Genomic DNA, 14,471 nt, shown 5'->3' on the forward strand with positions numbered 1-14,471 from the left:
CAGATCGAAGTTGGCTTCTGTCTCCGGTGCCACCCAGGCGGATTCACCCGCGCAACGCAGAGGAGTAGCCATGGTGCGAGCCGACGACGACACGTGGGATTTGGCCGGCAGTGTGGGGGCCACCGCAACAATGGTGGCTGCCGCCCGTGCTGCCGCGACCAGGCGTGCGAGTCCGGTTATCACCGATCCGTTCGCTGAGCCGCTGGTCCGCGCTGTGGGGCTGGACCTGTTCACCCGAGTGGCCGCCGGCGACGCGGATCTCGACGAGATCGGCAGCGGTCTCGGCTTTCCGCGCATGGTGGACACGTTCGCGGCCCGTGCGCTGTTTTTCGACCGGTTCTTTGCCGACGCGACCGCGGCCGGCTTGCGCCAGGTCGTGATCGTGGCATCGGGCCTGGACGCCCGCCCGTACCGGCTTTCCTGGCCGGTGGGCACGACCGTGTACGAAATCGACCAGCCCGAGGTGATCGAGTTCAAGACGGCGACGTTGGCCAAGCTCGGCGTCGTCCCGACCGTCGAGCATCGCCCGGTGGGCATCGATCTTCGTGACGATTGGCCGGCCGCGCTGCAACGCGCCGGCTTCGATACCACCCAGCCCACGGCATGGCTGGCTGAGGGGGTGCTGATCGGGTTTCTGCCGCCCGAAGCTGAGGTCCGGTTACTGGACGATGTCAACGCGCTGAGCTCCGTCGGCAGCCGGCTGGCCGCCGACCACGGAACCATCTATGGATCCGCCGAGGAGTCGCAGCAACTGGGGCAACAGATGACCGAGGGTTGGCGAGCGCACGGACTCGATATGGACATCGCCGGCCTGATCTACCCCGGCCAGCACACCGACGTCGCCGCACACCTGCGCGCGCACGGATGGTCGGCGGCCACGTCCGAACACCGTGAGCTGTTCGCCGCCGCCGGCCTGTCCGAATTGGTGGCGGCCGACCTGCACGGCCCGGCCGGCACGATCAGCTTCGTGACGGCAATTCGGACCTAGCGCCACATTTCGACCTCCTTTCCCATCCCCCACATGCCCTCTAGACGAACGGGTGATCCCCGTTGCCCTGTTCAAACCGAGCGGCGCGCCGCCCATTCGGCCTGCATCACCAGCAGCGCCAGTGGGGCCTGCTGGGCGAGGTCGGGGTCCAGTTCGCGGTAGCGCTGGTAGATGTTGACGACGACCCGTTCGAAGTCCAGCCACGTCGCGTACTCGCCGAGGTCCACGGTCTCAATCGCCTCGGCGAAGGACAGGCCCTTACGGTAGGCCGCCTCGGCTTGTTCGGCGACGTGCACGAGATAACCGCGGACGGCGCGGATGCCGTCCGGGTCGGTGACCGGACCGTGACCGGGCACCACCGTGGGCGCATCCAGCGCGATCATCGCGTCGCAGGCTGCGACCCAGTTGGCGATCGGACCGGCCCACACAATCGGGGTGCAGCCGATGAACAGCAGATCCCCGGCGAACAACACACCGGCGTCGGGCACGTGTACCACCGAGTCGGCGGCTGTGTGCGCGGGACCGAGGTTGAGCAGATCGATCCGCCTACCGCCGACGTCGATGGTCAGTTCGCGGTCGAACGTCTGATCCGCGTTGCGCAGCGTGATGCCGCTGAAGTCGAAGTGCCCGAAGCGGTCCCGTACGAACTTCGTCGCGATCGGTCCGAGGTCGGTGGTCTGGATCATCGTCAGCATCTCGGGACGCATCCCATGGGCAATCTCCTCGGCGGTGCCCTTGGCCGCGATGATTCGCACCGAAGGGTCCAGCAGTTGGTTGCCGTGCGTGTGATCACCATTGGCATGGGTGATCAGCGCATCGGTGATAGGCGCGGAAGCGGTGATCGGCTTCATCGCATCCAGCATCTCGCGGGTCAGTGCCAAGTCGAACAGCGTGTCCACCAGCAGCGACGCACCGTCCCCGGCCACCAGTCCAGCGTTGCTCCAGCCGTACCCACCGTCCGGCAGCGTCCACGCCCACACCCGGTCGGCGACTTCGTGCAGCCCACGGGTGTAGGTCACCCGACTCCGCGCCCGATTGACCCCGCGCCGGTCGGGTTCGGCGTCCGGATTCGGCCGAGCGGCCAATGGAAACGGCGTGCCGCTCGTCCGAACGGTTTGCCGCGTCTCGCCCAGCCCCTCGACCTGCAGGGTGACCACGTCGCCGTCGTGCAGCCAGCCCGGGAATGATTCCGGTTTCGTCAGGTGCTCGACGAGCGTGCAGGTGGGCACCGTGCCAGAACCGAACACGTCACCCGGGTTCAACGTCACTCCGCGCGAAGCGTAGGAGATGACTTCACCGAAGCTCCAGTCCATTTGGGCGGTCGACCCCGAGCCGATCACGGTGTCGTTGACCCGCGCAGTCACCCGCAGGCTGAGCTTGCCGTCGCGTCGGTACGGCTCCAGCTCGTCCGGTGTGACCAGATACGGGCCGAGGGTGACACCGCTGTCTTTGCCCTTGGCCTGTCCGATGCGCAGCTGGCCCTCCAGCATCTGCAGGTCCCGCGCGGACCAGTCATTGAAAATGGTGTAGCCGATGATCGACTGCTCGGCCTGCTCGACCGTCAGGTCGCTGCCGCCGGTTCCGATAACCGCCGCGATCTCCAATTCGAAGTCTTGCCAAGCACTTCCGGGCGCGGTAGGTGCGTCGTCGTAGGGTCCCAGAACCGTTGCTGGACACGCGAAGTAGAACGCCGGGATGCGGTACCAGGTGTCGATGAGCACCCGGCCTCCTCCGATCGCCTCCTGGCAGTTGCGCATGTGGTCCAGAAAGCACAACGAGTCGCGGATCGACGGCGGGCGGGGGATCGGCGCCGCCAGCGCAACCTCGTTTAGGCCAACCACCGCGGCAGGTGATCGCAACGCTTCCTCGCCGGCCTCGCGCAGCCCGTCGGCGCCGCGCCCAACCAGATCGAGCAGCGCCACACCCGGCGGCATCGCATGGATGGCAGCACCGGAGAGCACTCCGGTTCGTTCACCTTGGTCGCTTCGATACGTTACCCACTTCATTCGCGCACCACCTCACTCGGTTTCTTGTCCGTCCGCAGCCCGCGCCAGCTGGATTGACGCAGCCGGCCCTCCGGGGTCCACTCGCTGTAGCGCACCTCCCCGACCAACCGAGGCTCGACGAACATGACGCCCTTGGCGTCGCGCACGGGAAGTGGTTCGTCGAAGGGGGATTCGTCGGAATGCAGGGGTGCCAACGTCGCCTTGAGGCTGGTCAGCTCGCGTTCGGTGAAGCCGGTGCCGACCCGCCCGGCAAAATGCAGCCCGCCAGGGCCCGGGATGCCCATGAGCAGTGCACCGATGCCGCCGCCGCGCCCGCCTTCCCCGGCCCGCCAGCCGCCGATGACGACTTCCTGAGTGTTCCAGTGCTTGTCCTTGATCCACGACGCGGAGCGCCGGCCCGGCTGATAGCTGGAGTCGCGTCTCTTGGCGACCACGCCCTCCCAGCCGTGCTTGCGCGAGTACTCCAGCGCATGGTCACCGTCACCGGGCAGCAATCGCGGGACGGTGAGACCGCTTGCGTTGCCCAGGGTTTCGAGCAGCTGGCGCCGGTCGTGGTAGCGGGCTCGCAGCAGTGACCGGCCGTCCAAGTAGAGCAGGTCGAACGCCCAGAACTCGACGTCGGTGCCGCGGCCCCGGTTCTGCATCTCGGTAAAGCTGGGCACACCGACCTCGTCGAGGGCGACGGCCTCACCGTCGAGCACCACGTGGTGATCGGCGAGACCGTCCCCCAATGACCGCAATTGGGCATACTCGGCGGTGACATCACGCCCGCTGCGGGACCGCAGCCGCACCCCGCCGTGGTCAGCCTCGACCAGCAGCCGGTAGCCGTCCCACTTGCCCTCAAAGGCCCACTGGCTCGCCTTCAGGCCGGCCACCGTACCGGAGGTAGACAGCATGGGGGCCAGCCCGCCGAAGTCGAACACCTTCTGATCCTTCATGCGGTGGGCGAGCCACTGGTCACCGTTGGTCCTAATCAACGCGTAACGCCCGGAGATCCGACTGCCATGCAAGGTCACGATGATCTCGTCGTCGTGGAACTTCTCGGTGTCGTAGGTGCCGGAGTCCCAGATGATGACCTTGCCCGCGCCATACTCCCCCTTGGGGATCGCGCCCTCGAACGTGGCGTATTCCAGCGGGTGGTCCTCGGTGTGTATCGCGAGGTGGTTGACCGATGCGGTGTCGGGCAGGTTTTTCGGCACCGCCCACGACACCAGCACGCCGTCGCGTTCCAGCCGGAAGTCGTAGTGGCGCCTACGGGCATGGTGCTCCTGGATGACGAACGTATTGTCATGTCCGGTAACTGGTTTCGATCTGGGCACCGGCTCAGGAGTCTTCGCCGCGTCGCGCATGCTGCGGTATCTGGTCAACCGGTCTGAAACGGGCGCGTCGACATCCAGCTGCTCGAGCAGATCGCCGTCACGGGCGATTCGGGTCAGCACCTCGTCGTAGCCGAGCTGACGCAGTTCGGGGTCGCCAAGTTCCTCCCAGTCGCGCGGCGCTGCGACCGTCGGATGCTCCCGGCCACGCAGCGAGTACGGCGCGATGGTGGTCTTCGAGCCGCTGTTCTGGCTCCAGTCCAGAAACACCTTCCCGGCCCGCAGGCTCTTGGTCATGGTCGAGGTGACCAACTTGGGCATTGCCTTCTCCAATTGCTGCGCGACGCGTTTGGCCAACACCGTGGCGCCCCTGCTGCTCACCGGTTCGTCCAGCGGAGTGTAGAGATGCAACCCCTTGCTGCCGCTGGTGACCGGGAAGGTGATCAGCCCAATGTCGGCGATCAGATCCCGGACAGCGCGCGCCACCTCGGCCAGCTCGGCCATCGTCACGCCTTCACCCGGGTCTAGGTCGAACACCAAACGCGTTGCCGGGCCCGGCTTTAACTCGCCGGACCCGGACTCGGCGACGAATCGCCACTGGGGCACGTGCACCTCGAGGGCCGCCTGTTGTGCGATCCAGGCCAGCCCGGGTGCGCTGTCGATGATCGGATAGGTCGTCGTCCCGGACCGGTGCGCCACACTGGCACGCGACAGCCAGTGCGGTGCCGAGGAAGCGAGCTGTTTTTCGAAGAACGAGGGTTGATCGACGCCGTTGGGCCAGCGCTTGCGCGTTGCCGGACGCCCCGCGAGGTGCGGGAGCATGACTTCGACGACGCCGGTGTAGTAGTCGAAGATGTCGGACTTTGTGGTCCCGGTGGTGGGATAGAGCACCTTGTCGGCGTTGGTCAACGTCACCCGATGCTCCGACGCCGAACCCATGCTGCCAACGTAACCTGTCGGCATGGTGCGCGGACTGGTGATCGGTGAAGCCCTGATCGACGTCGTCGATCGCCCCGCGGCCACCGAGCACGTCGGCGGCAGCCCGTTGAATGTTGCCGTCGGGCTGGCCAGGCTCGGCCGCCCGGTCGACTTTCTGACCCACATCGGCCACGATGCGCGCGGCAGACACATCACCAACTACGTCAAAGCCGCTGGCGCGACTCTTGTTCCGGGTAGCACCGCTGCCGCCCGCACGCCTACCGCCAGGGCCACGATCGCCGCCGACGGGTCGGCCAGTTATGCCTTTGACCTGGACTGGCAGCTCTCCGGCACCCCACCCGTCGCGCCGCCGCTTTTCGTGCACACCGGATCCATCGCCGCCATACGCGAGCCTGGGTGCTTGGCGGTGGCGGCCCTGCTGCACGCCTATCGGGTGTCGGCCACCCTGAGTTTCGACCCCAACGTGCGTCCGTCGCTGATCGACGACCGGGATCTGGCCCGCGACCGCATCGAACACCTCGTCGAGCGCAGCGACGTCGTCAAGGTCAGCGACGAGGATCTGCGCTGGATCTATCCCGACCGCGCGCCCGAACGCACCGCCCGCACCTGGTTGGCATCGGGGCCCGCGATCGTGACGCTGACCATGGGCGATCGGGGCGCGCTGGGGTTCTGCGCGGCCGGCGCGGCCCGGGTGCCCGCCCGGCCGGTTCGGGTGGTGGACACCGTCGGCGCCGGCGACGCCTTCATGGTCGGCCTGCTGGACACGCTATGGGAACTGGGCCTGTTGGGCGCCGGCCGGCGAGCCGACCTGCGTCGTATCGGGCTGGACGGCATGACGTCCGCGCTCGAAGCCGCGGCGTTGTCATCGGCGCTGACCGTCTCCCGCGCCGGCGCCGACCTCCCGGATCGAGCAACCCTGCAGCGTCAATCCAACTCGTAGCCCAGAGATTTCACATCGGCCGCGAGCGCATCGCCACGGCGAAAATCTCGGGCGAGTCTCTCCGGGGCGCTACGCTCACGGATGCCGGGCGGAACGCAACGCTGTTAGACGAACAACGATGTGGGCATACTGACTTACATGCGCTCCATCTGGAAGGGTTCGATCGCCTTCGGGCTGGTGAACGTGCCGGTCAAGGTGTACAGCGCCACCGAAGACCACGACATCAAGTTCCATCAGGTGCACGCCAAGGACAACGGACGCATCCGGTACAAGCGCGTCTGCGAGGTGTGTGGCGAGGTGGTCGACTACGGCGATCTCGCCCGGGCCTACGAGTCCGACGACGGCCAGATGGTGGTAATCACGGACGACGACATCGCCACCTTGCCCGAAGAGCGCAGCCGGGAGATCGAGGTGCTGGAGTTCGTCCCCGCCGCCGACGTCGACCCGATGATGTTCGACCGCAGCTACTTCTTGGAGCCTGATTCGAAGTCGTCCAAATCGTATGTGCTGCTGGCCAAGACACTCGCCGAAACCGACCGGATGGCGATCGTGCATTTCACCCTGCGCAACAAGACCCGGCTGGCGGCGTTGCGGGTCAAGGATTTCGGCAAGCGCGCGGTGATGGTGGTGCACACCTTGTTGTGGCCCGACGAGATCCGGGACCCGGACTTCCCCGTGCTGGACAAGAAGGTGGAGATCAAACCCGCGGAGCTCAAGATGGCCGGCCAGGTGGTGGACTCGATGGCCGATGACTTCAACCCGGACCGCTACCACGATACCTACCAAGAGCAGCTTCAGGAGCTGGTCGACGCCAAACTCGAAGGTGGGGAAGCCTTTACCGCCGAGGAGCAACCGACCGAGCTGGATGAGACCGAAGACGTCTCCGACTTGCTCGCCAAGCTGGAGGCCAGCGTGAAGGCGCGTTCGGGGGGCGCCAAGGCGCGGTCAAAGTCCTAACTGGGGTTGCTCAAACTTCCCAACGTCTCCGTGACAACCAGTTGATCAGCCGCCCGATGACGATCAGCATCAGCAGGAACACGATCAGCAACAAGGCCGCGTCATACGACAGGTCCTGGGCCGACTTGGACGGCTGGTTATAGAACGTCCAAATTGGGTAGGTCAGATAGCCGACCGGCGAGTCGGTGAGCTGGCCAGTTGGTAGCGAATTCGACCACCCCGCCGTGTACAGCAGCGGCGCCGTCTCGCCGATCGCCAGGGCAAGCGCGACCAACATCCCGGTCACGATCCCAGGCATCGCCGTCTTCAGCACGATCTTGCGCAGGGTCCAGCCGGCCGGTAGCCCAAGCGCCTCCGCCCCTTCCCGGTACGACGTCGGCACCTGACCCAGCGCGGACTCGGTGGCCTTGGCGATGTAGGGGATGCTCATCACCGACAGCACCACCACCCCGGCCGCCAACGAAAAGCCCCAGTCGAAGCGCACCACCAGGGCCAGATAGCCGACATAGCCGAGCACGATCGACGGAATACCGGACAGCACCTCATAGGCGCCCCGCAGCAACGAGCGTGTTCTGCCGACGGCGAATTCGGACAGATATATCCCGGTCAATACGCTCACGGTGCCACCCACCAGCAGCACCCCGATACCCAGGACCGCGGTACCGATGATGGCGTTGCGCAACCCGCCGCCGTTGCCCTGCGTGTCGCGCACCAGCACACTCCACTCGAAAACCGGCAATGCACGGCTGACGACACCGATCAGCATCCACAACGTCGGGACGATCACCACCGCCAGACCGCAGAAGCATGCGGTCCACCAGAGCCCGTCGACGATCTTGCGCCGTAAGGCGACCGATCGCCGTCGCGCGGTCATCGTCGGCAGCGGCGTGGGCCCAGACGTAGCCGATTCCCCCATGTCAGATACCGCGTCCCACCGGTAGCGCGGTTCGCGACACCCGACGAACCATCCCGCGCGCGGCCACATTCGTCAGCAACGTGATCACCATCAGCACCAGACCCACCTCGGCGAGAGTCTTGACCGCGAAGTTGGTGGAATCGGTCATCGCCGAATCCAGCTGCGACACGATGGTGGCGGCGATCGTTGTCATGGTCGAGTAGATGTTGGCGGGCATCGCACCCAACACCGCACCGGACACCATGGCTACGGCCATCGTCTCCCCGAGCGCACGTCCAAGGCCCAGAACCACCGCACCGATGATGCCGCTGGACACCCACGGCAGGGTGACCCGGCGCGCACACTCCCACTTCGACATCCCCAGCGCGATCGCGCCCTCGCGAGGCAGCAACGGCACCTGTCGGAACAGATCGCGCGTCGTGGTGGCGACGATGGGAATCACCATCACCGCCAACACCAGACCGGACACCAACATGCCTTCCCCGTTGCCGGTGTCGCCGCGGAAGTAGTCCAGCACTGGCACATCGGGAGCGTTGCGTGCGATCAGGGGAGCGATCCGATGGGCGATGAACGGCCCGAACGTCATCGCCCCCCACAAGCCGACCACGACACTGGGGATTCCGGCGAGCAACTCGAGCACCATTCCCACGGCCGCGGCCACCCGTTTCGGCAGCCGTTCGACGATCACCAGCGCCGCTCCGATAGACACCGGCACCGCGATAATCAGGGCGATTGCCGAGCTCGCCAGCGTCCCGACGATCAGCGGCAATGCCCCGTAGTAGGCACCGACCGGATGCGGGACACCGTCGGTGACAACTGTGGCACCGTAGGTGTTGCCCGGGTTCCATTCGGTGGCGGTGAAAAAATGCAGCCCGTTGAGCCTGATTGCGCCCATCGCCTCGATGAGCAGAATCACCAGCACGAAGATGAGCGCGGCCAGCGGGATCACCGCGCCTATCCCGCCCAGCCACCGGATGGCCACACCCGCGCGGCCGACGTCACGAGCGCGGGCCAGCATGCTCCGAAGCGGAGCCTTGTTGCCCGCTGACGGCTGTTGTCGAGTGGAGGTCAACTCTAGCTGGAAATCGTCGCGATCTGAGCGTCGGACAACTTCACCACCTCGGGCGGCAGCGGCTGAAAGTGAACCTGGTCGAGGAACGAGGCGTTGTTGCCATCGGTAATCGCCCAGTGCAGAAATGCTTGCACCGTCTGCGCGGTGGCGGCGTCCTTCTGACGGTTGCTGACGATGGCGTACTCGTAGTTGATGATCGGGTAGCCGTCCGGGGCGGGCCCGTCGATCATCGAAATCGCCTGGTTCGCAGGGGTTTTCGAGGCGAAGCCGGCGGCCCCAGCCTTAATGCTTTGCGCATCGGGCAGCAGGAAGTTACCGGAGCTGTTGCCAAGTTGGGCCTCGCCGAGGCCTCGTTGCTTGGCCTGGTCGAGGAAGCTGATGCCGATATAGGCCACGCAGCCCGGGGTCTCGGCGCAGCCGGTTACCATGCCGCCATTGCCGTTTTCACCCAGCGCACCCGGCACCGCGGGGAAGTCGACGGTGGTGCCGAAGCCGGGCGACTTACCCCAGCCGTCGGGATCTTGCTTGGACAGGTACTGGGTGAACAGGAAGGTGTCACCGGACCCGTCGGACCGGTGCAGCGGGACCACCGGGGTGTCGGGCAGGTTCACGCCGGGGTTGAGCCCTGCGATCTGCGGGTCGTTCCAGGTTTTGACGGTGCCCTGGTACATGGCCGCCAGTACCTTGCCGTTCAGCTTGAGGTGCTCGGTCACACCGGGCAGGTTGTAGTTGACCTGCTGAGCGGAAATGGCTAGCGCGATGTTCATCAACCCCTTGTGCGCGGCCATATCCCCCTCGGATAGGTACGCATCGGAGGCCCCGATGTTGACCGTCCCGGCGGCGGCCTGCGCGATCCCAGTACCCGAACCGGTGCCCTGAGTGGTGATCGTGACGTTCGGATACTTCTGGTGAAAGGCCGGGCCCCACAGGTTGAACAGCGGGTACAGCAGCGTGCTCCCGGTCTCCGCCAACGTCACCTGCGACGTCGCCGGGGTGGTCGCGACGGTGCCGGCGGTGTCACCGGCTCCAGACGAACCGCCTGTTGAGTTCGAACCACATCCCGCCGCAGCCAGGATCAGCGGCGCAACGGCCGATACGGACAACAGCGCACGCAATCGAGTTTTCACTGCATACCCTTCCTCTACTTCTACTTCTCATTTCCGCCAGTTACGTCCGCGGCACCGCCGACATTTCGGGGGCTGCGGTCGCCGAACAGTCCGGAGACATAACGAGCTGTTTCCGCATGCTTGGGCGACGAAAACAGCTGGTCGGTGGGCCCTTCCTCCACCAGCCTGCCGTCAAAGAACAAGGCCGCACGGTCACTGATGCGGGCGGCCTGGGCAAGGTTATGGGTCACGATGATCACGGTGAGGCGGTCGGCGAGCGATCGGATGAGCTCTTCGATCTTCTCCGTGGTGGTCGGGTCCAGCGACGAGGTGGGCTCGTCGAGCAGCAACACCTCCGGATTCACCGCAAGCGTACGGGCCAGGCACAACAATTGCTGCTGACCACCGGAGAGTCGGAACGGCGAATCGCGCAGCCGATCCTTGACCGCATTCCACAGGCCGACCTCGGTAAGGCGCGCCTCGGCAACACTGTCGAACTCCTTGCGTGGCACTAGTTTGTGGGCACGTACACCGGCGACCACGTTGTCCATGATCGACATCGGGAACGGATTGGGACGCTGGAACAGCATGCCGACCGTGCGGCGAAACTCCATCACGTCGCGGTGCTTGAAGATGCTGCGTCCGCCCAACAGGACATCACCGGTGTAGCGGTAACCGGAGACCTTGTCGTTCATCCGGTTCAGGGTGCGCAGGAAGGTCGTCTTGCCCGAGCCGGTCGGTCCCATCAAGGACGTCACCGCACGGGCAGAAAAGTCCATGGTCACCTGGTCGAGCACGGTTTTGGCGCCGAAACCGAGGGTGAGGTTCACGGCCGCCATGGCTGGGGCAGCGACATCGGCATCAGCGGCACCGGTCTCGACGCCGAGCCGTTCACACGCCATCGGCGCAGGGTACTACAAGTTGCTGAGGCAAAGCTCGCCGTCGACCCTTGATATCGACCAGCCCATCCGGCGGGCTAGGATTTTATGATCAGGACGTCTGCGGCTCGGCCGCAGCCGGTGGTGAGATGAGTGCATTCGCCACCGCGACCCTCTCGAGAGGAGTTGCGTGAAGTTCGCCCGATCCGGCGCAGCACTAAGCCTGCTGGCTGCCGCCACGCTGGTGCTAGTGGCATGCGGCGGTGCCAGCAACACCTCGTCGTCGGGATCAAGCCCTACGTCTTCGTCGGTGCACTGCGGCGGCAAGAAGGAACTCCACTCCAGCGGGTCGACCGCGCAAGAGAATGCGATGGAACAGTTCGTCTATGCCTACGTCCGATCCTGCCCGGGTTACACGTTGGACTACAACGCAAACGGTTCCGGCGCCGGAGTCGCACAGTTCCTCAACAACGAAACCGATTTCGCGGGCTCCGATGTCCCGTTGAATCCATCGACCGGTCAACCGGATAGGGCGGCGGAGCGGTGCGGTTCCCCGGCATGGGATCTGCCGACGGTGTTCGGCCCGATCGCCGTCACCTTCAACATCAAGGGCGTGAACACGCTGAATCTGGACGGGCCCACCACCGCCAAGATCTTCAACGGCACCATCACCAGGTGGGATGACCCGGCAATCCAAGCGCTCAACTCCGGCACCGAGTTGCCGCCGACACCGGTTAACGTCATCTTCCGCAGCGACAAGTCGGGTACGTCGGACAACTTCCAGAAATACCTCGACGGCGCATCCGACGGGGCCTGGGGCAAAGGCGCCAGCGAAACGTTCAACGGGGGTGTCGGCGTTGGCGCCAGTGGGAACAACGGCACCTCGGCCCTGCTGCAGACGACGGACGGGTCGATCACCTACAACGAGTGGTCGTTCGCGGTGGGCAAGCAGTTGAACATTGCCCAGATCATCACGTCGGCGGGTCCGGATCCGGTGCCGATCACCACCGAGTCAGTAGGTAAGACGATCGCCGGTGCCAAGATCATGGGACAGGGCAATGACCTGGTACTGGACACGTCGTCGTTCTACAAGCCCACCCAGCCCGGCGCCTACCCGATCGTGCTGGCGACCTATGAGATCGTCTGCTCGAAGTACCCGGATTCCTCGACCGCAACGGCGGTAAGGGCGTTTATGCAGGCCGCGATTGGTCCCGGCCAAGATGGCCTGGACCAGTACGGCTCCATTCCGTTGCCTAAATCGTTCCAAGCAAAATTGGCGACCGCGGTGAATGCAATTTCTTGATCAGGTGAAGGGAACTCGACGGTGAGCGAAGCCGTTTCGCGGGTGGGGTCGCGATTTGGGCCGTATCAGCTATTGCGGCTGCTAGGCCGAGGCGGGATGGGCGAGGTCTATGAGGCCGAGGACACCCGCAAGCATCGGGTGGTGGCGCTGAAGATGATTTCGGCGCAGTACTCCGACAACGCGGTGTTTCGCGCGCGCATGCAACGCGAGGCCGACACCGCGGGACGGCTGACCGAGCCACACATCGTGCCGATCCATGACTACGGCGAGATCGACGGACAGTTCTTCGTGGAGATGCGCATGATCGACGGCACCTCTCTGCGCGCCCTTTTGACGCAGTATGGTCCGCTGACGCCGGCCCGAGCCGTTGCCGTTGTACGGCAGATCGCCGCGGCTCTGGATGCCGCGCATGCCAACGGCGTAACGCACCGCGACGTGAAACCGGAAAACATTCTGGTCACCGCGAGCGACTTTGCCTATCTGGTGGATTTCGGTATTGCCCGCGCCGTATCCGACCCGGGGCTGACCCAGGCCGGGACCGCCGTGGGTACCTACAACTACATGGCCCCGGAACGGTTCACCGGCAATGAGGTCACCTATCGCGCAGATATCTATGCGTTGGCGTGTGTGCTGGGTGAGTGTTTGACCGGGAGCCCACCATATCGGGCCGGTACGGTTGAACGGCTGATCGCCGCACATCTGATGGACCCCGCCCCGCAGCCCAGCCAGTTGCGACCCGGGCGAGTGCCGCCGGCCTTAGACCAAGTGATCGCCAGGGGCATGGCCAAAAACCCCGAGGAGCGCTTTATGAGCGCCGGTGATCTGGCCATCGCGGCCCACGACGCGCTCACCACACCCGAGCAACATCAGGCCACCACGATTCTGCGGCGCGGCGACAACGCAAGCTTGCTGGCCAACCAGGATGATTCGGGCTTGATCCGGTCAGGGCCCGGTGGTACCGGGCCGGGCGTCAGCCCGCAGACCTCAGATGCCGCGCCGTGGTCGCCCGGCTCCGAGACGGTGGCCGGACCCGTGTCGGTGGGCGGCGGCAGCGGAAGCTGGCCCAGCCAGCCCGGGCACTTCCCATCCGTCAGCCATCCGGGTACACCCATGTTTGGCCAGGAGCCGAACGCGCCCCAGCACAGCTTGGGACACGACGGCGCGCAGCCCCGCAACAAGCGGAAGTTGTGGGCCGTTGTCGGCGCGGTCGCGGTGGTGGTGGTCGCCATCGCCGCCGTCGCCGGCTACCTGGTCCTGCGACCATCGTCATCGCCGAAGCAGGCGTCCGGACAGATCGTGTTGCCGTTTACCGGCATCGACTTCCGCCTCTCCCCGAGTGGCGTGGCGGTGGACAGCACCGGCAGTGTCTACGTCACCAGTGAGGGCATGTACGGCCGAGTGGTGAAGTTGGCCGCCGGATCGAGCAGCACGACGGTGTTGCCGTTCAACGGGCTGTACCAGCCCCAGGGGTTGGCGGTGGACGGCGCCGGCACCGTATACGTCACCGATTTCAACAACCGAGTGGTGACCTTGGCGGCCGGGTCCAACAATCAGACCGTGCTGCCGTTCGACGGGCTCAACTACCCTGAGGGCCTGGCGGTGGACACCCAGGGCACGGTCTATGTCGCGGACCGCGGCAACAGCAGGGTGGTGAAGTTGGCGGCCGGGTCCAAAACCCAGACCGTGCTGCCGTTTGACGGCCTCAAGGACCCAGATGGGGTGGCGGTGGACAACTCCCTCAACGTCTATGTCACCGACACCGACAACAACAGGGTGGTCAAGCTGGAGGCCGGGTCGAACAACCAGGTCGTGCTGCCATTCACCGGCATCAGCGCGCCGTGGGGGATCGCCGTGGACGACGCCGGTACCGTCTACGTCACCGAGCACAACAACAACCAGGTGGCGAAACTGGTTGCCGGGTCGACCAGCTCCACGGTGCTACCGTTCACCGGCCTCAACACCCCCCTCGCGGTGGCAGTGGACAAGGACGGGTCGGTCTACGTTGCCGATCGCGGCAATGACCGGGTGGTGAAACTCGCGCCCTGAGCCC

11 protein-coding genes are annotated in these 14,471 nt (G+C 65.4%); 5 read left to right on the plus strand and 6 right to left on the minus strand.

Annotated elements, in window-relative coordinates; genetic code table 11:
* The first annotated feature begins 70 nt into the window (after positions 1 to 70).
* Positions 71 to 988: an SAM-dependent methyltransferase gene (locus AADZ55_RS18945; protein ID WP_085325007.1), complete on the plus strand. Its 918-nt coding sequence runs from the start codon at positions 71 to 73 to the stop codon at positions 986 to 988.
* A 71-nt stretch (positions 989 to 1,059) separates the two neighbouring features.
* On the opposite strand, the gene AADZ55_RS18950 is transcribed toward AADZ55_RS18945, so the two are convergent.
* Both AADZ55_RS18950 and AADZ55_RS18955 read right to left on the minus strand, forming a co-directional pair.
* Complete coding sequence (locus AADZ55_RS18950; protein ID WP_085325006.1) at positions 1,060 to 2,994, minus strand: fumarylacetoacetate hydrolase family protein; 1,935 nt, start codon at positions 2,992 to 2,994, stop codon at positions 1,060 to 1,062.
* Positions 2,991 to 5,249 carry an ATP-dependent DNA ligase gene (locus AADZ55_RS18955; RefSeq protein WP_085325099.1) on the minus strand — a complete coding sequence of 753 codons (2,259 nt, stop codon included), beginning with the start codon at positions 5,247 to 5,249 and terminating at the stop codon, positions 2,991 to 2,993. The genes AADZ55_RS18950 and AADZ55_RS18955 overlap by 4 nt, the downstream gene beginning before the upstream one ends.
* A 22-nt stretch (positions 5,250 to 5,271) precedes the next feature.
* Between AADZ55_RS18955 and AADZ55_RS18960 the strand changes: the two genes are divergently transcribed.
* Both AADZ55_RS18960 and AADZ55_RS18965 read left to right on the plus strand, forming a co-directional pair.
* Complete coding sequence (locus AADZ55_RS18960; RefSeq protein WP_085325005.1) at positions 5,272 to 6,189, plus strand: carbohydrate kinase family protein; 918 nt, start codon at positions 5,272 to 5,274, stop codon at positions 6,187 to 6,189.
* 138 nt (positions 6,190 to 6,327) lie between these two features.
* Positions 6,328 to 7,146 carry a Ku protein gene (locus AADZ55_RS18965; protein WP_085325004.1) on the plus strand — a complete coding sequence of 273 codons (819 nt, stop codon included), beginning with the start codon at positions 6,328 to 6,330 and terminating at the stop codon, positions 7,144 to 7,146.
* Positions 7,147 to 7,156: 10 nt separating this feature from the next.
* Here AADZ55_RS18965 and pstA read toward each other — a convergent pair whose 3' ends face one another.
* Genes pstA through AADZ55_RS18985 form a run of 4 tightly spaced genes read right to left on the minus strand, consistent with a single transcriptional unit; the run spans position 7,157 to position 11,142 of the window.
* Positions 7,157 to 8,062, minus strand: a complete 906-nt coding sequence (pstA, locus tag AADZ55_RS18970) for a phosphate ABC transporter permease PstA (protein ID WP_085325003.1) — start codon at positions 8,060 to 8,062, stop codon at positions 7,157 to 7,159.
* A 1-nt stretch (position 8,063) separates the two neighbouring features.
* Positions 8,064 to 9,080, minus strand: a complete 1,017-nt coding sequence (pstC, locus tag AADZ55_RS18975) for a phosphate ABC transporter permease subunit PstC (RefSeq protein ID WP_085325002.1) — start codon at positions 9,078 to 9,080, stop codon at positions 8,064 to 8,066.
* A gap of 56 nt (positions 9,081 to 9,136) precedes the next feature.
* The gene (pstS, locus tag AADZ55_RS18980; protein WP_085325001.1) at positions 9,137 to 10,261 is read right to left on the minus strand and encodes a phosphate ABC transporter substrate-binding protein PstS; all 1,125 of its coding nucleotides are present in this window, start codon (positions 10,259 to 10,261) and stop codon (positions 9,137 to 9,139) included.
* Positions 10,262 to 10,281: 20 nt separating this feature from the next.
* Positions 10,282 to 11,142, minus strand: a complete 861-nt coding sequence (locus tag AADZ55_RS18985) for a phosphate ABC transporter ATP-binding protein (RefSeq protein WP_085325000.1) — start codon at positions 11,140 to 11,142, stop codon at positions 10,282 to 10,284.
* Between the two features lie 166 nt (positions 11,143 to 11,308).
* Here AADZ55_RS18985 and pstS (AADZ55_RS18990) point away from each other — a divergent pair, with 166 nt between their 5' ends.
* Entirely contained in the window at positions 11,309 to 12,421 is a 1,113-nt protein-coding gene (gene pstS, locus AADZ55_RS18990; protein ID WP_085324999.1) for a phosphate ABC transporter substrate-binding protein PstS, read from the plus strand.
* Positions 12,422 to 12,442: 21 nt separating this feature from the next.
* Entirely contained in the window at positions 12,443 to 14,467 is a 2,025-nt protein-coding gene (locus AADZ55_RS18995; RefSeq protein WP_119184957.1) for a serine/threonine-protein kinase PknD, read from the plus strand.
* The last annotated feature ends 4 nt before the right edge of the window (positions 14,468 to 14,471 follow it).

The organism is Mycobacterium decipiens (assembly GCF_963853665.1).
Taxonomy (GTDB): Bacteria; Actinomycetota; Actinomycetes; order Mycobacteriales; family Mycobacteriaceae; genus Mycobacterium; species Mycobacterium decipiens.